The following is an 18498-nucleotide window of genomic DNA, read 5'->3' as shown; positions in this document are numbered from 1 at the left end:
CGCAGCGTAACCCGACATCCTCGAGGCGGGTCCGAGCGAGACTGTTCGAACCTTTTGTTGTCCGCTGGTCCCCATCAGCGAACCGCCAATCAACGGAAACCCCATCAGCGCACTGCAAGACATTCGAGCAGACACGCGCGGACACATCTCAGGCTGTCGGGTTACGCTGCGCTATCCCGACCTACCCACTGAAATCCGCGTGGACCTGATCCGAGCCTCGATGGAGACCCGATGGTAGTCAGCTTCGGGAGATTGGGCGGCGCATCACGATGCCGTCCTCGGCATTCGGTTCGGTGGGGCCGAAGAAGCCGGGCAGCCGCGAGATCTCCTCGAACCCGGTCGCGACATAGATCTGGCGGGCGCCCCGCCAGGATTCGTTGACCAGCAACACGATCTCTTCGAGACCGCAGAGGCTGCGGGTCACACGATCCAGGCAGGCCGCGAAGAAGGGTTGCCCAAGCTGCCGGCCGCGGAAGGCCGGGGCCAGCGTCATGGAGCTCACGTAGAGCGTCCGGCCCTGCCGGGGGCGATGGCGCGCCCGGATGTCATGCCCCAGCTGGAAGTGGCTTTCGTCCGGCACGCTGCCCGTCAGCTGCCAGACTTCGGAGAAGAAGCAGCCGGCGATGCACGCATCCCGCTCGGCGATCAGCGAGCCTTCGGGAAAGGCCTCGATCCGCCGCGCGTAAACGTCTGGTGATTCCTGGTGATGGGCGGCAAAGCCCGTGGACTCCATCGCGATGATGGCGTCGAGGTCGGCGAGGGTGGCGGAGCGGAGGGCAAGACCGCTCATGCCAGGTCGGCGGGGATCACCGCCCGCAGCACCGTCTGGGTCTCGTCGTCGCGGACGCGGTTGGTGAACCACCACAGGGCGCCCTTCTTGATCGTCCAGTCGGCCTCCTGGCCGGACAGCAGCAGCGCGGCGAGGCGGCCGAGCTCGGGCTGGTGGCCGACCACCAGCACCGAGCCGCCGGCGTCGGGCCAGCCGCAGGCGCCGAGGATGGAGGAGATGTCGTTGCCCGGGGCGAGGGCCGGGACGATCTCGAAGTTCTGGGTGAAGGCGCTCGCCGTCTGGCGGGTGCGGGTGGTGGGGCTGACCAGCACGCGCAGCTTCTTGGGGCGGCGCTTCTCCAGCCATTCGGCCACCTTGTGGGCTTGCTTGATGCCGCGCTCGGTGAGTTCGCGGGTGCTGTCCGGCAGTCCGTCCACGGCTTCGGCGTGGCGCCACAGCAGCAGGTCCATGGTCTCCTCCTTTTTTATTGAAGGCGCGGAGTCTGGGGCCGGCAGGTTACGGGGTGATGACTTGTTCATCGCCGCCAGGGGGACTTGCCCCACAGCACGGGCTCGAGGGTGGGCAGAATGTTGCGGCGCAGGCGGGCGATCCGGGGGGCGTGCCAGCCGGCCACGAAGGCGGCGCCGCTGCGCAGCTCGGGGTCCTTGCCGGCCCAGGCCTTGAGGCGGCCGCGGGCGACGGCCTCGTCGTTGATGTAGCCGAGGGTGTCCTGGATCTCGGCCAGCTCGTTGGCGTAGCGGACGGTGGCCTTCTCGGGCAGCAGCGGCAGCAGGAACTCGATGGCGTAGCGCAGCCGCTTGAGGGAGACGCGCAGCTCGTGGAGCTTGTCGGGGTGCAGGTCGGCCGCGGCGGCGTAGCGCTTGCGGGCACGCTTGCGCAGCTGGGTGAGCTGCAGGCGGGCGAAGGTGGTGAGGTTGGCCGACTTGACCAGCGCGTCGCTCTCGAGGCCATAAAGATCGGCGGCGAGGGCCAGCATCTGGCGGCCGTGGCTGGCGGCCAGGAGCTGCTCGCGGGCGGCGGTCTTCTCGCGGTCGCGGCGGTCGACGGCCATTGCGATGAGGCGCTGGGTGGCTTCGTCGGCGAGGCCGGATTCGGCCACCGGGCTGAGCACTTCGGCGAGCATCACGTCGAGGTCGCGGGCGGCGCCGAGGCCGTCGGCGGCCTCCTTGAGGCCGTCGGACCAGCGGCTCACGAAGTCGGCCGGCAGGGCCGGGCTGAACAGGCGCAGCGCCGAGCGCAGGCGGCGCAGCGCGACGCGGAGCTGGTGGATGAACTCGGGGTCGTCGCTCTCGCGGGCGCCGGACTCGTTGGCCTGCCACAGGGCCAGGCAGTCGAAGCCGATGATGCGGAAGGCGTCGACCGGCGACTGCTCGGCGGCCAGCCGCGACGGCCGGGCCTTGGCCGGGCGCAGGGCGTGGTTGGAGAACAGGCGGTAGCCGCGCTCGGCCTTGCTGACGTTCTCGGGGGTGAGGGGCAGGGTCTCGGCGAGCTGCTGGGCGAGGGCGTAGAGCTCGGCCGGGTCACCTTCGACGAGCTCGAGCTCGAGTTCGCAGAGGGGCTGGCTGCGTTCGGCGGCCTCGATGTGGCCGTTGTCGATCATGGCCAGCACCTTGACGCCCTCGCGGGGGGTGAGGATGACGGTCTCGCGGCGGAAGTGGGTGGTGAACACCGGCACCAGGCGCGGCTGGAGCTCTTCGAGGCGCTTTCTCACGTCGTCGCGGTCGATGGCCGAGAAGTCGAAGCAGGCGTTGGCGTAGGGCTGCTCCCACTCGGGGCGGGCCGACAGGCCGGCCACCGATTCGGCGGCGCACTTGACGGTCTGCAGCCAGCGGCTGCCGGCCTTGCGGGTGCGCACCGCCATGCGGCGTTCGCGCAGCTCGAGATCAATGGTGTCGAAGTAGGTGTTCTCGAGGGTGCACGCGCGGCCGTCGCGGGGGGCTTCGGCGATCAGCGGGTGGCGGCGCAGGGCGGGCAGGGACTTCTGGGGCAGGGTCAGCTTGAGTTCGATCTCGTGGCTCATGGGGGTGCCATCGCGGGTACGGGGCGCCCCCGGGATGAGGGCGCGCGCGCAATTCTAGACCCGATGGCGGCGCGCTGTCTTGCGCGCCCATGTGACAGTGCGGCTGCTTGGCAGGCCCCTCAGCCGGCGGCGAAAACCGTCTCGGCGTTGCCCCGCTGGCCCTTGTTGTCGAGCCACGCGATGGCCACCTTGTCGCCGGCCTTGACGCCGGCAAACTGGAAGCCGAACAGGGGATTGGCCGACACGGCGGTGCCGAGGCCGCCTTCGATCACCGGCCGGCCGTTGATGCTGAGGGTGACGGAGGTGATGAAGTGGGCCGGTACGGCTTGCCCGCCGGCGTCGCGACGCTGGCCGGATTCCATGGGGTGGGGCAGCAGCACGCGCACTTCGCCGTCGCTGCCCTTGACGGTGGCGCGGATCTTGATGGGGTCGGACATGGGTCTCTCCTGGGGTGCTCAGCCGCAGCCGCCGGCGGTAACCTTGACCTCGCGGAACACCGTGTAGTGCTTGCCACCGGCGCTGGCGACGATGCGCAGGCGGGAGCTTTCGCCCATCTTGAGCCTGGCCTGGAAGCGTGCCACGGCCGGGGGGGCAAAGTTGAACTGCAGGGCGAGGGGGAAGGGGTTCTTGTCGACCAGCACCGACAGGCGCGTGGTGCCGGGGATGTTGCTGATCACCTCGATCGGCACGGCGGCGCCGTTCTCGGCGATCTCGGGGGTTTTGAGGACGATGTCGGCGCTGGTCTCGGCAGCGGTGGCGCCGATGAGGCGCAGGGCGTCGGCGGCGGAGCGGGCGTCGAAGGCGGCGCGGTTGAAGTCCACGGCCAGCGCCTGGCCCGGGCGGAGCAGGCCGCCTCCGACCAGACCGGCGAGAATGCCGGCGCTACCGAAGGCCTGCAGAAAGCTGCGGCGGTGGGGAGCCATCTCCATCGCTCAGGCCTCCGCCTTCCAGTACCCCGACTTGCCGCCCTCTTTTTCGAGCAGGCGGATGCCGTCCATCGTCATGCCCTTGTCCACGGCCTTGCACATGTCGTAGATGGTGAGCAGGCCGACCTGCACCGCGGTGAGGGCTTCCATCTCGACGCCGGTGCGGCCGACGGTTTCGGCGGTGACGGTGCAGCGGATGGTGGTGTCGCCCTCGACGCTGAAGTCGGCCGCCACGCGGGTGAGGAAGATCGGGTGGCACAGGGGGATCAGGTCGGCGGTACGCTTGGCGCCCTGGATGGCGGCGATGCGGGCGATGCCGATCACGTCGCCCTTTTTGTTGTCGCCGGCCAGAATGCGCGCCAGGGTGGCTGGCTGCATCACGATGCAGCCTTCGGCGCGGGCGACGCGCCGGGTTTCCGATTTGGCGGAGACGTCCACCATGTGGGCCTGGCCCTGGGCGTCGAAGTGGGTGAGGGTGTCGGTCATGGAGCCTCGCTGGGTGGGGTCGGGGAACGTCTTGGCGGGGTCGCGTATCATAGCATCGTGAAAAATCGCCTGATCGCCGCGCTGTTGTGCGTGGCCCTTTTGCCGCAAGGCTTCGCTCAGACCCTGCCGGAGCTGGGCGATAGTGCCTCCGCCGACCTGTCACCGCTCGCCGAGCAGCGCCTCGGGGCGCAGATCATGCGCGAGATCCGCTGGCGCGACCCGGCCTACCTGCGCGACCTGGAGGTGGAGGATTATCTCAACCATCTGGGGGGCCGCCTGGTGGCGGTGAGCGACGGGGCCGGGCTGCCCTTCCAGTTCTTCGGGGTCGACGACAGCAGTCTCAACGCCTTTGCGATGCCGGGGGGCAATATCGGGGTGCATACGGGCCTGATCCTGGCGGCCCAGAGCGAATCCGAGCTGGCCGGGGTGATGGCCCACGAGGTGGCCCACGTCACGCAGCGCCACATCGCGCGCATGGTGGGGCGGCAGAGCGAGACCGGGCTGCTGATGCTGGCCTCGCTGCTGGTGGCGGTGCTGGCCGCCAAGTCGAGCCCGCAGATGAGCCAGGCGGCGATCATGGGCGGGCAGGCGGCGAGCATGAGTTCGCAGCTGGCCTACTCGCGGAGCTTCGAGCACGAGGCCGACCGCATCGGCCTGCAGAACCTCACCGCCGCCGGCTTCGATGTGCGAGGCATGTCGGCCTTCTTCGAGCGGCTGCAGAAGAACAGCCGGCTCTACGAGAACAACGCGCCCGCCTACCTGCGCACCCACCCCCTCACCGGCGAGCGTATCTCCGAGATGGAGGGCCGGGTGATGCAGCTGCCTTACCGGCAGGTGCCGGATTCCCTCGACTTCCAGCTGGTGCGGGCGAAGCTGAAGGTGGGCACGGTGGCCTCGCGGGAGGTGCTCGAGGCCTTCGAGCGGGCTGCCGCGGCTGAAGGGGCGAGCACCGCGGCGCAGTACGGCCTCGTGAGGGCCTATCTGAGCACCCAGCGCCTGGGCGATGCGGATCGGGCGATGGCGCAGTTGCGCAAGGGGCAGGCCGTCTCGCCGATGATCGACGGCCTGGCGGCCGAGCTGCGGCTGGCCCACCGCGATCCGCTGGGGGCGGCGAAGGTCTTCCGCGAGGCGCGGGCGCGTTTCCCCCAGGCCCGCCGGCTGCTGCACGGCGAACTGGAGGCGCTGCTGGAGGCGGGCCGGCCGGCCGAGGCCTTCGAGCTGGCCAAGGCCGAGACGCTCACCCGCCCGGCCAGCGCGGGGCTGTGGGAGCTCCGCGCGCGGGCCGAGTCGGCCCTCGGCAAGCGCCTGGCCCAGCACCGATCACTGGCCGAGGTGTATGCGATCCAGGGCAATTACGCGGAGTCGGCCAACCAGCTGGCGCTGGCCCGGGCCGCGGGTGATGGGGATTTCTTCGAGCAGTCGGCGGTGGACTCGCGGCTGCGGGAGGTGCGCGTGCTGCTGGAGGAGCAGCTGCGCGAGACGCGTCAGCAGCGCTGAGCCTGTGGCGCGGCCACCGGGGTTTATCTAGAGACGCCCGTAGCGCACGCAGAGCGCCCACACCAGATCGGCGAAGGCTTGCTGGTTGAAGCGCGGGCGGCCGCTCACGGTGAGGGCCAGCCGGGTGCGGCCGACGTGCATGGGCCAGAAGCTGAGGCCGCTGATGCCGGCGGCGTCGACGTTGCCCCAGCCATCGAGAAGGTGGTCGCCCAGCTTGGCCAGGGCAGCCGACTGGCGCTCGGCCACCGACAGCATGTCGGCGCCGAGGGCGGCCAGGGCTTCGCCGGTCTCGTGGTCGTAGCCGGTCATCGCCAGGCAGAAGCCCATGCTGTCGGCCAGCACCGCCTGCCCGGCGTCGCTGAGCTGGGCCAGGAACTGCGGCAGCGTGGCCTCGAGGGTGCCCAGCGGGGCAGCCCGGGCGCTGGGCCAGGCCTGCAGGCTGGCGTCCTCCTGCAGCCGGAGGAGGGGCGTGAGGGCGGCCTCGGCGTCGCTCTCGCCGGTCCAGAAGCTGGCGGCGGCGAGGGTGAGTTCGGGGCTGGTGGCTTCCCGCAGGATGGCCATCAGGATGCGCCGTTCGGGGCTGTCGTCGGCGCGGGCCACGGCGCGCCAGGCCCCGTAGGGTGTGACCGTAAGGTAGTTGCCGGGAATAATCTCAAGCATCGATCAGTCCGGGATTGAGGGTGTAGAGGAGTGCCTTTACCAGCATCGCCACGTCGTCACGGCTGCGGGCGTCGACCCGGAAGACGGCCGGCGGCGGTTGATGGCCGAGGCTGGCGAGGCGGGTGCGGTAGGCGTCGAGGTCGGGGGCTTCGGCCCGGTCCATGTGCGTCACGCCGATCGTGACGGCTGTTTTGGAGATGAAGTCCTTGAAGGCGTGCAGATAGCCTTGCAGGTCAGCCAGCGGGTCGGGGTTGGCGTTGTTGATCAGCAGCACGAGGCCGATGCCGCCCTCGGAGAGGATCTCCCACATGAAGTTGAAGCGCTCCTGCCCGGGCGTGCCGTAGAGCATGACCTTCTCGCCACCGGGGAGGTTGAGGACGCCGTAGTCCATGGCCACGGTGGTGGTCTTCTTGATCAGGCCGGTCTCGTCGCTGGCGACGGCTTCGGTGGCCACCGGGGGAATGTCGCTGAGGGCGGCGATGGCGGTGCTTTTACCGGCACCGACCGTCCCGGAGAAGATGATCTTGTTATGTCGGGCGCGTTCAGACCGCATTGAGGAGCTTCCTGAGAATTCTGGACAAAATCGACGGACGTTGTTGTGTTTGCTTGGCTTCCGGGGCGGGGGGAGGTGCCTTGTCGGTAGCTGGGGCGGTGGTGACTATCTGAAGGGTGGGGTCTTCGGGGGCGCTGAACTGCCTGGCCGGGGCGGCAGGCACGATCGGCTTGGGAGGAGCGGCGAAGTCGATCAGGCCGGCGAAGCGTGCCGAGGAATACACCGAGAACACGTAGCGCTGGGCGATGCCCAGGCGGGCGGCGATGTCGACGGGGCTGGCCCAGGTGCGCGTCCATAGCGCCGCGATGCGCATGGCGTGGGGCGACATGAAGACCTTGGTGCAGTTGGGCCAGGCGCGCAGGCGCACCGGGCGGTAGGGGTCGGCGCCGGCCGGCAGGCGCCCGCGGGCCGCCCAGGCGGCGACGTTCCAGAGCAGGTCTTCGGAGCTGTGCACGATCTCGTTGCCGGATGTCTGCGGCAGCGTGGAGGCGCTGACGATGCGGGCGGTGGTGAGCGGGAGCTGCGTCATCGACAGCGGGCGCAGCTGGTTGTCGCGGAAATCGGTGATGCAGGCCGGCACCGGAGTCGCACGCACGCCGATCAGGCGCGGCAGGCCGGCCACCAGGTGGGGGCGCCCGGTGTTGGCCGCCTGCTCCACGGCCCGGTGGATGTGGCCGATGATGTATTCGTCAGGGTTGAAGAAGAGCCTGTCGGGGAGCGGCTGGCCGGGCGTGGCGGGGATGTCGTCCATGGCGCCGCAGAGGTCGCGCTCGTCCTCGGTCTGCAGGCCATGCCCGAGGGAGGCCGGGGTTTTTTCTTCCGGGGCGGCGGGCGGCGGCGGGGGCGGGGCAACGAAGCGGGGCGGCGGGGTGGCGATCATGCGGGCCGCGTCGGCGGCGGCCTTGGCGAGAATGGCCGGCAGGGCCTCGAGGTTGAGTGGCTTGCCGAGGATCAGACGGTTGGGGAAGCGCTGAGCGTGATCCTTGGGGTGAAAGGCGTAGTACACGACACCGGTGCGGGGCCGCGATGCGAGCTGTTCGACAGCGGCCTCGATGCCGGGCCGGTCACAGTCGACGAGGACCACCTCTGCCTCGTTCAGTGCGCTCGCCAGCTTCACCTGATGCTTCCAGTGGCGCTCGGTGGAGAGCCCGATCAGGCGCGCGTCCATGCTGCCCACATGGAGCAGGTAGAGGGCCGTGAGGGGCTGGCCCGGAGGATTGGAGTGGCGGATCATGAAAAAATGAGTGGGCGAAGGTCTGCGCAGGAAAGTACCGACTCGGGGGGGGGGCGGGCGAGGTGAAGGCATGGGGCGCTGGGCGGCGACGGGTCAGGGCGCCGTCGCCGACGGCAGGGGGACGGTACGCAGGAAGGCCCGGGCGCCGGCAACCGGCCGGCTGAGGACGGAGCCGGGCAGGGCGATGAGCGGGTCGTGGCGATCGAGGCCCGGCTCCAGGCGCTCGCTCAGGTAGAGGCCGAGATCGAGCTTGTCGAGGGCCGCGTAATGCTGGCGGAGCATGCGCGTGCGGAGTTCTTGCCCCAGGGCGCCGAGGATGATCCACAGGTCGATCACCGCCGCAGCGGTGGCGTCGTCGTCGCCCAGCCCGTGCCAGAGGGAGATGCGCTGGATGTGCAGGTGCAGATTGGCAGGCTTGCGGCCGATCTCGCCGGCAAGCAAGGCGCCGGTCGCGGGCGAACACCAGCGGGAGGCGATGCTGAGCGTGCGCACCGGCAGCCCGAAGACCGCCGGTGGTGCAGGTGTCCGGATGCGTTCCGGGCAGGTCTTGTCGGTGAGGAAGGGCTTCACTGGTCAAGGGTCGAGATGATGTCGATCATGAATTCGACGTCTTCGTGCTGGACCGGCAGCAAGCGCCGGGCCCCCAGGGCTTCGAGGATGCCGCGCCCCTTGTCGCTTTCGTGCATCGACAGCAGCAGCGCCGTGAGCTCGTCGGTGCGCTCGGCCAGGGCCGGCCCCACCAGGAAGACATGGCGGATCACATGGAGCTCACTGGTGACGAGGGCCCGCAGGTCACGCCGGACCAGCGGGGAGAAGCCCTCGAAGGCTTCCACCGGCAGGAAGCCGATGTCGGCCTCGCCGCGCAGCAGCTCCCGCGCGACCTGGATGTAGGTTTCGCGCCGGTGCTCGACGGTGTTGCTGTCGTCGAGGTTGGCGGGCTCGAGGAGGATGCGACCGACGGTGTTCACGCAGGGGTCGTCGCTGCAGGCCAGCCGCGTGCCGGGCTGCAGGTCGCGGATCTCCCGGGCCGGGCTGTCGGTGCCGGTGATGACGACCATCTCGTCGGGCGGGCCCTCGGGGCGGGCGATGGCGCGGAAGCCTTTTTCACGCACCAGCAGCGAGGCGTCGAAGGGGTTGGCGTAGATGAGGTCGACCTTGCCCTCGGCGATGGCGGCCCGCTGGGCACCGAAGCTGTTGTAGAGCTCGAGGTGGATCGGCACGGACAGGGCGCGCTGCAGCCAGGTGTTGAAGATGTACCAGTCGGAAATGCGCTCGTTGGGAAAGCTCGGGCTTACCGTGAAGTTGATGGTCATGATCCGCGCATCTCCTGGTACTGCGCCTCGGCGGCGGCGACCTTCTCGCGGGAGGGTTCGCGCCGGACGGAGGTGAAACCGACGATCTTGCCGTCACGGACGTTGGGGACGACCGTGGCGTACACCCAGTAGTGGCCGCCGTCCTTGCGCAGGTTCTTGACGTAGCCGTGCCATTGGCGGCCGGCCTGGACGGTCTCCCAGAGGTCGCGGAAGGCGGCGGCGGGCATGTCGGGGTGACGCAGGAGGCAGTGGGGCTGGCCGATGAGTTCTGCCTCGCCGTAGCCGGACATGTCTACAAAAGACGGGTTGCACTGGGTCATGATGCCCCGGGTGTCGGTGCGCGAGACGATCAGCTTCCCGTGGGGGTAAGGGGTTTCGATGGGTGTGACATACACCCGGCGGGTGTTTCCGCCGGTGTAGGTGAGCACATGTTCGACTGCTTCGCCGACGATGTCGGCGGGATCCATGTCCTTCAAGATGATGGCTCCTTTCAGCCGAGGATCCTGCCGATGGCGTCGGCGGCGCGACGGACGTCGAGGAACACGAGGCCGAGCTTGGCGTTAGGCTTGGCCATCACGGTGAGCACGGCGTCGGCGCCGGCCTGGACCATCAGGACGTAACCCTTCTCGCCCTTGATCAGGACCTGGTCGAGACTGCCGCGGGCGAGTTCGCGGGCGGTGCGGTCGCCCAGGGACAGCATGGCGGCACTCATGGCGCCGACGCGGTCTTCGTCGACGGTGTTGGGCAGCAGGGCGGCCATCATCAGGCCGTCGGACGAAATGATGGCCGAAGCCTCGATGTCTGCGGAGGTTCCGTTCAAGTCGTTGAGAACCGTTTGGAGCATGTTTGAGCGCATCGTGCAGTACCTCGAAATGTGGGTCAGGGTTGTTTGAAGGCCGTTTTTGACCTCTACCTTGGGGCAAAATGGCCCCCGCAGCAAAGGGTGTCGAACCGTTTATAACATGATTTTCGAGTTGTCATTATTTCACAAAGCCCTGAGCATTTTTTCTTGGAGTGTGTCCCGGCCGTGATCTATGTCGGGTTTTGGGGCTTGACGGAGTAAAATTGCGCCTCGACGGCCCTCATCCCGAACTGGAGCAAAGCAATGGAATTCGACAAGGAAGTGGATGCCCGCGGACTCAACTGTCCGCTGCCCATTTTACGTGCCAAGAAAGCGCTCGCCGAAATGCAGGCGGGCCAGGTCCTGCGGGTGGTCGCGACCGACCCGGGCTCGGTGAAGGATTTCGCCGCCTTTGCCCGGCAGACCGGCAACGAGCTGGCAGCCCAGAACGCGCTGCCCGACGAGTCCCACGAGTTCTTCCTGCGCCGCAAATAAGCGGCGCCCGGCAAAAAAAGAGGCCACGCAGATGCGTGGCCTCCTTGCTCTTGGAGCGTCGCCGTGATCAGGCGGCGGGCAGGCGAGCCAGCTGGGGCTTGAGCTTGTCCAGGGTGGCGCTGAAGCCGGCCAGGCGGTCTTTCTCCTGGGCGACGACGGCGGCCGGGGCGCGGGCCACGAAGCTCTCGTTGGCCAGCTTGGCGTTGGCCTTGACGATCTCGCCCTCGATGCGGGCGATCTCCTTGGTGAGGCGCTCGCGCTCGGCGGCGATGTCGATCTCGACCTTCAGCATCAGGCGCTGTTCGCCGACGATGGCGATCGGGGCGAGCTCTTCGCTGCCGATTTCGTCGACCACCTGCACCTCGGAGAGCTTGGCCAGGCCGGCGATGTAGGGCGCGAACTTGCGCAGCTGCTCCGCGTTGCCGCTGGCGACGAGGGGCATGCGCTGGGCCGGCGAGATGCCCATCTCGCCCCGCAGGTTGCGGCAGGCGTAGATGAGGCCCTTGAGCTCGGCCACCGCGGCTTCGCTCTTCTCGTCGATGCGCGCCATGTCGGCCTGGGGGTAGCGGGCCAGGCACAGGCTGTCGACGTCCTTGCGGCCGGCGAGCGGGGCCACCGTCTGCCACAGCTCTTCGGTGACGAAGGGGATCAGCGGGTGGGCGAGGCGCAGGATGGTCTCGAGGACACGGATCAGCGTGCGGCGGGTGCCCTTCTGCTGGGCTTCGTTGCCGGTGTTGATCTGGACCTTGGCGAGCTCGAGGTACCAGTCGCAGTACTCGTCCCAGATGAACTCGTAGATGGTTTTGGAGACGAGGTCGAAGCGGTACTCGGCAAAGTGCTGCTCGACTTCCTTTTCGACGCGCTGCAGGCGGCTGACGATCCAGCGGTCGGCGAAGGAGAACTCCAGCGGGCCGCTGCCGCCGCAGGCCGGGCCGCCTTGCTGGTGCTCGAGGCCCAGGTCGTGGCCCTGGACGTTCATCAGCACGAAGCGGGTGGCGTTCCACAGCTTGTTGCAGAAGTTGCGATAGCCCTCGCAGCGGCTCATGTCGAACTTGATGTCGCGGCCCGGGCTGGCGAGGCTGGCGAAGGTGAAGCGCAGGGCGTCGGTGCCGAAGGCGGGGATGCCGTCCGGGAACTCCTTGCGGGTCTTCTTCTCGATGCTGGCGGCCTGCTTGGGGTTCATCAGGCCGGTGGTGCGCTTGGCCACCAGGGCGTCGACGCCGATGCCGTCGATGAGGTCGATGGGGTCGAGCACGTTGCCCTTCGACTTGGACATCTTGGCGCCTTCGGCGTCGCGGATGAGGCCGTGCACATAAACGTGCTTGAAGGGGATCTTGCCGGTGATGTGCTTGGTCATCATGACCATGCGCGCCACCCAGAAGAAGATGATGTCGAAGCCGGTGACGAGCACCGTGGACGGCAGGTAAAGATCCAGCGCGTCATTGGACTGGGCCGGGTACTCGGGTGTCCAGTCGAGGGTCGAGAACGGCCACAGGGCGGACGAATACCAGGTGTCGAGGACGTCCGGGTCGCGGGTGAGGGGGCCGGGGTAGCCGGCCTTGTCGGCCAGCGCACGGGCTTCTTCCTCGGAATGGGCGACGAAGCACTCGCCGTCGATGCCATACCAGGCCGGGATCTGGTGGCCCCACCACAGCTGGCGCGAGATGCACCAGTCCTGGATGTTGTTGAGCCACTGGTTATAGGTGTTCACCCAGTTGCCGGGGACGAACTGGATCTCGCCGGAGCTGACGACATCGAGCGCCTTCTGGGTGATGGACTTGCCGTCTTCGCCCGGCTTGGACATGGCGACGAACCATTGGTCGGTGAGCATCGGCTCGATGACCACGCCGGTGCGGTCGCCGCGGGGCACCTGCAGCTTGTGGGGCTTGGTGTCGACCAGCACGCCGGCGGCTTCGAGGTCGGCCACGATGGCCTTGCGGGCGTCGAAGCGGTCGAGGCCCTGGTATTTGGCAGGGGCGTGTTCGTTGATCTTCGCATCCAGCGTGAGGATGCTGATCTGCGCGAGGCCGTGGCGCTGGCCGACGGCGTAGTCGTTGAAGTCGTGGGCCGGGGTGACCTTGACGACGCCGGTGCCGAACTCGCGGTCGACGTAGTCGTCGACGATGATCGGGATGTCGCGCTCGCACAGGGGCAGGCGCACCGTCTTGTCGCTGAGGTGGGCGTAGCGCTCGTCCTCGGGGTGCACCATCACGGCCACGTCGCCGAGCATCGTCTCGGGGCGGGTGGTGGCGACGGTGAGGCCCTGCAGGTCACCGATCGGGCCTTCGCTGAAGGGGTAGAGGATGTGCCACATGAAGCCGTCTTCTTCTTCCTGGACGACTTCGAGGTCGGAGACGGCGGTGTGGAGCTTCGGGTCCCAGTTGACGAGGCGCTTGCCGCGGTAGATCAGGCCTTCGTTGTAGAGGCGCACGAAGGTTTCGGTGACCACCTTGTTGAGCCCGGCGTCCATCGTGAAGCGCTCGCGGCTCCAGTCGGGGCTGGTGCCCATGCGGCGCATCTGGCGGGTGATGGTGCCGCCGGAGTATTCCTTCCACTCCCACACTTTCTCGAGGAACTTCTCGCGGCCGAGGTCGTGGCGGGAGACGCCCTGGGCGTCGAGCTGGCGTTCGACGACGATCTGGGTGGCGATGCCGGCGTGGTCGGTGCCGGGCTGCCACAGGGTGTTCCAGCCGCGCATGCGGTGATAGCGCGTGAGCGCGTCCATGATCGTCTGGTTGAAGCCGTGCCCCATGTGCAGGGTGCCGGTGACGTTGGGCGGCGGCAGCAGGATGCAGAAGGATTGATCAGCGGGCTTGCTGCGGTCGAGGCCGGCGGCGAAGTAGCCGCTCGACTCCCAGTGCTCATACCAGCGGCGTTCGATCTCCGCCGGCTCGAAACTCTTGGCCAGTTCCATGGGGTCTGTCTTTGTTGGCAAAACGCGGATTATAGCGGATGCGCCGGGCCTGCCCGTGGGGCAGGGCCCGGCAACGTGTGTCTCAGGCCTCGGGGCCCTTGTCGAGGGTGTCGGCGATCTCGGTGGAGATGAGCGGCAGCAGGGTGGCGCGCAGGTGCGAGGCGGCGGTGGCCTGCAGGCGCTCGGCGAGGTCGTCGAGCTCAAGGGAGACGAGCTGGGGGAGCTCGGTGGCGACCCACTCCTGGATGTGCCGGCTGATCGCGCTGTCGAGCAGGACGAGGCGCTCGGCGAGCCGGTCGGCTTCGGCCCGGGTGGCGGCGGCCGTGGCTGCAGCGAGATCGGGCAGCGGGGCGTCCGGCTCGGTGGGTTCGGCAGGTTCGGTCGTGGGGGCCGCGTCGAGAGCTGGCGGTGGTGTCTCGACCACGTCGGTGAGGACGGGCAGGTCGTCGAGTTCGGGTTCGATGGCGAAGCTGGCGTGGCGCTGGATGAGGGCGTCGGCCTTTTCGAAGAGCGGGTCGGCGTCTTCGTCTTCGAGGGGGATTTCGAGTTCGGCTTTCGGGGCTTGGGTCATTCGCCACTCCGTTGGGCGAGGTCATGGGCGCGCAGGGCGCAGCCCCGGCCCTGGTAGGCGCGGTAGCGCCCGCGGGCGGCCTGGCGCTCGGGGTCGCTGCGGCCGACGATCTCGATCACCAGGCGGTAACGCTCGAAGCCCGCCGGGAGGTCGTCGCCCAGGTTGATGAGCACGTCGTCGTGGGGCAGGCCTTCGAACTGAGTGCCGATCACGACGGGGGTTTCGGCGGCCAGGGGTGAGGTGGCCGCCACATGGGGGACGAAGGCCAGCGGTGTGAAGGTCCACAGCATCTGGTCGAACTGCCGCGCCATGCCGCCGTCGGGGGCGAACACCACGATCCGCCGCCCGTTGCCGTGGGCCTTGCCGGCGAGCACGCAAGCGACCCGCAGACGGTCGGGGGCGTTGTGGTAGAAGCAGACTTCGGTCATGGGGCGCAGTGGGCCGGGCTCAATGGCCGGCGCGGCCGATCAGGAACTCGGTTAGCAGCGGCACCGGCCGGCCGGTGGCACCCTTTTCGGCGCCGGACTTCCAGGCGGTGCCGGCGATGTCGAGGTGGGCCCACTTGTAGGCTTTGGTGAAGCGGGCCAGGAAGCAGGCGGCGGTGATGGTGCCCGCGCCCTTGCTGCCGATGTTGGGGATGTCGGCGAAGTTGCTCTTCAGCATGTCCTGGTATTCGTCCCACAGGGGCAGCTGCCAGGCCTTGTCGCCGGCCGCCTGGCCGCTGGCGAGGAGTTCGGCGGCGAGGGCGTCGTCGTTGGCGAGGAGGCCGCTGGTGAGGTTGCCCAGGGCGATGATGCAGGCGCCGGTGAGGGTGGCGATGTCGATCACCGCCGCCGGCTCGAAACGCTCGGCGTAGGTGAGGGCGTCACACAGGATGAGGCGGCCTTCGGCGTCGGTGTTGAGGACTTCGATGGTCTGCCCCGACATGGAGGTGACGATGTCGCCGGGCTTGGTGGCCGAGCCGCCGGGCATGTTCTCGGTGGCGGGGATCAGGCCCACCACGTTGATCGGCAACTCCATCCGGGCGATCGCCTTGAAGGTGCCGAGCACGCTGGCCGCGCCGCACATGTCGTACTTCATCTCGTCCATGCCCTCGCCGGGCTTGAGGGAGATGCCGCCGGTGTCGAAGGTGACGCCCTTGCCGACCAGCACGACGGGCTTGTCCTTGGCCTTGCCGCCCTTGTACTGGAGGATGATGAACTTGGGCGGCTCGTGGGAGCCACGGGCGACCGAAAGCAGGGAGCCCATGCCGAGCTTTTCCATGTCGTCCCGGTCGAGCACCTCGACCTTGACCTTGTGGTCCTTGGCCAGCTTGCGTGCCGTGGTGGCGAGATAGCCCGGGGTGCACACGTTGGCGGGCAGGTTGCCGAGGGTCTTGGCGAGGGCCATGCCTTCGGCGACGGCTTCGCCGCGGCGGACGGCATGCTCGAGCTGCTCACCGGCCTTGTTCTTGACGACGAAGACGAGCTTGCGCACGCCCTTTTTGGATTCTTCCTTCTTCGACTTGAGTTCGTCGCAGCGGTAGGTGCTGTCCTTCAGAATCTGGGCGGCCTGGGCGAGGCGCCAGGCCAGGTCGCGCTTGGGGAGCTCGATCTCGGCAAGGCAGAAGGCGGCGTCGGATGCCACCGAGCCGGCGAGCTGCCTGGCGGCGGCGGTGACGGCGTCGCGGTAGGCCTTGTCGGAGAGTTCGTCGCGCTTGCCGAGGCTTACCAGCAGCACGCGGGGCGTGGCAAGGCCGGGCAGGGCGTGGAGCATCAGGGTGGCACCGGCCTTGTCGTCGAGCTCGCCCCGGCCGAGGATGGTGGAGATCGCACCGTCGCAGGCTTCGTCGAGGGCGAGCGCGGCAGCGCTGAGTTCGCCACCGGCCAGCACACCGGCCACCACGCAGCCATTTTTGAGTTTTTCCGGTGATCCGGCCTTTATGGTAAATTCCACCCGCTTCTCCTTCGAAACACGCGTCAATAGGACATCGCGCCATTATGGCCGGCGCCCTGGCCAACGTCAAAAAGCCCTCCTGCTGACGCCAAGACCGTTTCCCCATGATTTTTCTTCGAGCTGCCCAGCGCGAATTCACGCAGAACGCCGTGGCGGTCTTCGTGGCGCTGTTTGCCATCCTCATTTCCACTGTGCTGATCCGCCTGCTTGGCCAGGCGGCGGGCGGGCGCGTGCCGGCGGACGCGGTGCTGGCGCTGATCGGCTTTGGTGCGATCGCCCAGATGCCGGTGGTGCTGTCGCTCACGCTGTTCATCGCGATCCTGATGTCCCTGTCGCGCAGCTACCGGGACTCGGAGATGGTGGTGTGGTTCTCCAGCGGCCTGCCCCTTACGGCCTGGGTGCGTCCGGTGCTGCGCTTTGCGCTGCCGGTGGCGGTGCTGATCGCCGCGCTGTCGCTCTTCGGCGCGCCCTGGGCGCAGAAGAAGAGCGTCGAGTACAAGGAGCAGCTCAGCAACCGCGACGACGTCTCGCGTGTCGCGCCGGGCTTGTTTCGGGAGTCTTCGGGCGGTGAGCGGGTGTTTTTTGTCGAGGCGCTGTCCGGCGAGGAAGGCCGGGTGCGCAATGTGTTTGCCAGCAGCATGCAGAACGGCCGGCTTGGCGTGATGGTCGCTGCCGAAGGGCGGACTGAGGTCGACGCTTCCGGAAACCGCTTCGTGATCCTCGAAAACGGGCGGCGCTACGAAGGCACGCCCGGTACGCCCAGCTACCGCGTGATGGAGTTCGAGCGCTACCAGATCCGGATGGAGTCCAAGGAGGCCGCCAGCGGCCCCCGCCAGCCCAGAACCCTGGCGCTGCCGGCGCTCATCAAGAACCCGGATGACCGCAACCGGGGCGAACTGATGGGGCGCATCAGCACGCCCCTGCTGGCGCTGATGCTGGCGCTGCTGGCGATCCCGCTGTCCTTCGTCAATCCGCGGGCGGGGCGCACCAACAACCTCATCCTGGCGGTGCTGGTTTACCTGATTTACAGCAACGCGGTCAGTGTCTGCCAGTCGTGGATCGGGCAGGGGCGCATGCGTTTCGATGTAGGCCTGCTGGCGCCCCATGTGGTGATGCTGGGTGTCCTGGCGATCTTGTTTTACAGGCGGATCAGCGTGTTTGCGCGCTGGCGGAGACGTTGATGATTCCGGTTTATGTCCGCTACCTGAGCCGCGAGATCTACGCCGCGGTACTGCTGGTGCTGCTGGCCTTTTTGGGGCTGTTCGCGTTCTTCGACCTCGTAAATGAGCTCGATGAGGTCGGCAAGAACGGTTACATGCTTTACCACGCCGCGGTATACGTGGCGATGATCATGCCGGGCCGGGTGTATGAGCTCATGCCGATCGCGGTCCTGATCGGCACCTTGTACGCCCTGACCACCTTTGCCCGGCATTCCGAAATCACCGTGCTGCGGGCTTCGGGCCTGTCAACCACGCGTTTTCTGCTTGCGCTGCTCGGTATCGGCAGCGTCTTTGTCGCGTTGACCTTCATTTTTGGCGAATACCTGGCGCCGCCGGCTGAGCGTGCGGCCCAGCAATGGCGGCTGGCGGCAACCCGTTCGATGGTGTCCCAGGAGCTGCGTACCGGCTTGTGGGTGCGCGACGGCAGGCGGTTTGTGAACGTGCGCAGTGTGTTGCCGGATACGTCGCTCGAGGGCGTTCGCATCTACGAGTTCGACGAGCGGGCTGCGCTGGTTTCGATCAGCGAGGCGAAGACCGGCGTCCATGAGGGCGCGTCGGAAGGCTGGCGCCTGCGCAACGTCGAGCAGACCCGCTTTCTGGGTGACCACACCGATACGCGGGTGCTGCCCGACCTGGTCTGGAAGTCCGAGCTGACGCCCGAGGTGCTGTCGGTGCTGATGGTGGTGCCGGAGCGCATGTCGGTGTCGACCTTGTACTCATACATCCGCCACCTCGAAGAGAACAACCAGCGTACCACCCGCTACGAGATCGCCCTCTGGAAGAAGCTCGCCTATCCGTTTGCGGCGCTGGTCATGATGGGCCTGGCGCTCCCGTTTGGCTACATGCAGACGCGCATGGGCGGGGTGAGCCTGAAGGTTTTCTCCGGGATCATGATCGGGGTGGGTTTCCACCTGCTCAATGGCCTGTTCTCGAACCTCGGGGTGATCAACGGCTGGGTTCCGGCGGTTGCGGCTCTCACGCCGAGCATCGTGTTCCTGATCGCCGCGATGACGATGATGTGGTGGGTCGAGCGCCGCTGACGC

At 67.9% G+C, this 18498-nt stretch carries 21 protein-coding genes; 4 read left to right on the top strand and 17 right to left on the bottom strand.

Annotated features, from left to right (window positions below):
- Positions 1-238: 238 nt before the first annotated feature.
- The 6 genes from ZRA01_RS11695 to moaC form a co-directional block, all read right to left on the bottom strand.
- Positions 239-790 (bottom strand): GNAT family N-acetyltransferase, encoded by a 552-nt coding sequence (locus tag ZRA01_RS11695; RefSeq protein ID WP_141352373.1) that lies wholly within the window; start codon positions 788-790, stop codon positions 239-241.
- Positions 787-1239 carry a phosphohistidine phosphatase SixA gene (gene sixA / locus ZRA01_RS11690; protein WP_141352371.1) on the bottom strand — a complete coding sequence of 151 codons (453 nt, stop codon included), beginning with the start codon at positions 1237-1239 and terminating at the stop codon, positions 787-789. The genes ZRA01_RS11695 and sixA overlap by 4 nt, the downstream gene beginning before the upstream one ends.
- 65 nt (positions 1240-1304) lie before the next feature.
- Positions 1305-2810, bottom strand: a complete 1506-nt coding sequence (locus tag ZRA01_RS11685; RefSeq protein ID WP_141352369.1) for a CYTH and CHAD domain-containing protein — start codon at positions 2808-2810, stop codon at positions 1305-1307.
- Between the two features lie 119 nt (positions 2811-2929).
- On the bottom strand, positions 2930-3247 hold the full coding sequence (gene soxZ, locus ZRA01_RS11680) for a thiosulfate oxidation carrier complex protein SoxZ (RefSeq protein WP_141352367.1): 318 nt from the start codon (positions 3245-3247) through the stop codon (positions 2930-2932).
- 18 nt (positions 3248-3265) lie between these two features.
- Entirely contained in the window at positions 3266-3733 is a 468-nt protein-coding gene (gene soxY, locus ZRA01_RS11675; protein ID WP_141352364.1) for a thiosulfate oxidation carrier protein SoxY, read from the bottom strand.
- A 9-nt stretch (positions 3734-3742) separates the two neighbouring features.
- Complete coding sequence (gene moaC, locus ZRA01_RS11670; protein ID WP_141352362.1) at positions 3743-4222, bottom strand: cyclic pyranopterin monophosphate synthase MoaC; 480 nt, start codon at positions 4220-4222, stop codon at positions 3743-3745.
- A gap of 57 nt (positions 4223-4279) precedes the next feature.
- On the opposite strand from moaC, the gene ZRA01_RS11665 reads away from it, so the two are divergent.
- A complete protein-coding gene (locus ZRA01_RS11665; protein ID WP_141352360.1) occupies positions 4280-5719 on the top strand; it encodes a beta-barrel assembly-enhancing protease in 1440 nt (479 codons plus the stop codon).
- A gap of 27 nt (positions 5720-5746) precedes the next feature.
- On the opposite strand, the gene ZRA01_RS11660 is transcribed toward ZRA01_RS11665, so the two are convergent.
- From ZRA01_RS11660 to ZRA01_RS11630, 7 genes are all read right to left on the bottom strand, one after another.
- Positions 5747-6379 carry a hypothetical protein gene (locus ZRA01_RS11660; RefSeq protein ID WP_141352358.1) on the bottom strand — a complete coding sequence of 211 codons (633 nt, stop codon included), beginning with the start codon at positions 6377-6379 and terminating at the stop codon, positions 5747-5749.
- Complete coding sequence (locus ZRA01_RS11655; protein WP_141352356.1) at positions 6372-6932, bottom strand: GTP-binding protein; 561 nt, start codon at positions 6930-6932, stop codon at positions 6372-6374. The genes ZRA01_RS11660 and ZRA01_RS11655 overlap by 8 nt, the downstream gene beginning before the upstream one ends.
- Complete coding sequence (locus ZRA01_RS11650) at positions 6922-8166, bottom strand: hypothetical protein (RefSeq protein WP_141352355.1); 1245 nt, start codon at positions 8164-8166, stop codon at positions 6922-6924. The genes ZRA01_RS11655 and ZRA01_RS11650 overlap by 11 nt, the downstream gene beginning before the upstream one ends.
- 93 nt (positions 8167-8259) lie before the next feature.
- Positions 8260-8736 carry a hypothetical protein gene (locus tag ZRA01_RS11645; RefSeq protein ID WP_141352353.1) on the bottom strand — a complete coding sequence of 159 codons (477 nt, stop codon included), beginning with the start codon at positions 8734-8736 and terminating at the stop codon, positions 8260-8262.
- A complete protein-coding gene (locus tag ZRA01_RS11640) occupies positions 8733-9479 on the bottom strand; it encodes a phosphate/phosphite/phosphonate ABC transporter substrate-binding protein (RefSeq protein WP_141352351.1) in 747 nt (248 codons plus the stop codon). The genes ZRA01_RS11645 and ZRA01_RS11640 overlap by 4 nt, the downstream gene beginning before the upstream one ends.
- Entirely contained in the window at positions 9476-9946 is a 471-nt protein-coding gene (locus tag ZRA01_RS11635; protein ID WP_141352377.1) for a PAS domain-containing protein, read from the bottom strand. Before ZRA01_RS11635 ends, ZRA01_RS11640 begins: the two co-directional genes overlap by 4 nt.
- A 23-nt stretch (positions 9947-9969) precedes the next feature.
- Positions 9970-10323, bottom strand: coding sequence for a roadblock/LC7 domain-containing protein (locus ZRA01_RS11630; RefSeq protein ID WP_218028706.1), 354 nt, complete (start codon positions 10321-10323; stop codon positions 9970-9972).
- Between the two features lie 261 nt (positions 10324-10584).
- Between ZRA01_RS11630 and ZRA01_RS11625 the strand changes: the two genes are divergently transcribed.
- On the top strand, positions 10585-10815 hold the full coding sequence (locus tag ZRA01_RS11625; protein ID WP_141352347.1) for a sulfurtransferase TusA family protein: 231 nt from the start codon (positions 10585-10587) through the stop codon (positions 10813-10815).
- A gap of 67 nt (positions 10816-10882) precedes the next feature.
- On the opposite strand, the gene ZRA01_RS11620 is transcribed toward ZRA01_RS11625, so the two are convergent.
- The 4 genes from ZRA01_RS11620 to ZRA01_RS11605 all read right to left on the bottom strand — a co-directional run bounded on the left by ZRA01_RS11620 (position 10883) and on the right by ZRA01_RS11605 (position 16235).
- The gene (locus tag ZRA01_RS11620; protein ID WP_141352345.1) at positions 10883-13729 is read right to left on the bottom strand and encodes a valine--tRNA ligase; all 2847 of its coding nucleotides are present in this window, start codon (positions 13727-13729) and stop codon (positions 10883-10885) included.
- 82 nt (positions 13730-13811) lie between these two features.
- Positions 13812-14300 carry a hypothetical protein gene (locus ZRA01_RS11615; RefSeq protein WP_141352343.1) on the bottom strand — a complete coding sequence of 163 codons (489 nt, stop codon included), beginning with the start codon at positions 14298-14300 and terminating at the stop codon, positions 13812-13814.
- The gene (locus tag ZRA01_RS11610; RefSeq protein ID WP_141352341.1) at positions 14297-14728 is read right to left on the bottom strand and encodes a DNA polymerase III subunit chi; all 432 of its coding nucleotides are present in this window, start codon (positions 14726-14728) and stop codon (positions 14297-14299) included. The genes ZRA01_RS11615 and ZRA01_RS11610 overlap by 4 nt, the downstream gene beginning before the upstream one ends.
- Positions 14729-14747: 19 nt before the next feature.
- The gene (locus ZRA01_RS11605) at positions 14748-16235 is read right to left on the bottom strand and encodes a leucyl aminopeptidase (RefSeq protein WP_141352339.1); all 1488 of its coding nucleotides are present in this window, start codon (positions 16233-16235) and stop codon (positions 14748-14750) included.
- A gap of 104 nt (positions 16236-16339) precedes the next feature.
- Between ZRA01_RS11605 and lptF the strand changes: the two genes are divergently transcribed.
- Both lptF and lptG read left to right on the top strand, forming a co-directional pair.
- The gene (gene lptF, locus ZRA01_RS11600; protein WP_141352337.1) at positions 16340-17416 is read left to right on the top strand and encodes an LPS export ABC transporter permease LptF; all 1077 of its coding nucleotides are present in this window, start codon (positions 16340-16342) and stop codon (positions 17414-17416) included.
- On the top strand, positions 17416-18495 hold the full coding sequence (gene lptG, locus ZRA01_RS11595) for an LPS export ABC transporter permease LptG (protein ID WP_141352335.1): 1080 nt from the start codon (positions 17416-17418) through the stop codon (positions 18493-18495). The genes lptF and lptG overlap by 1 nt, the downstream gene beginning before the upstream one ends.
- Positions 18496-18498: the final 3 nt, after the last annotated feature.

It is taken from the genome of Zoogloea ramigera, assembly GCF_006539865.1.
Lineage (GTDB): Bacteria > Pseudomonadota > Gammaproteobacteria > Burkholderiales > Rhodocyclaceae > Zoogloea > Zoogloea ramigera.
Note: the sequence above shows the minus strand (reverse complement) of the source record. Positions and strands in the feature narration are given on the sequence as shown.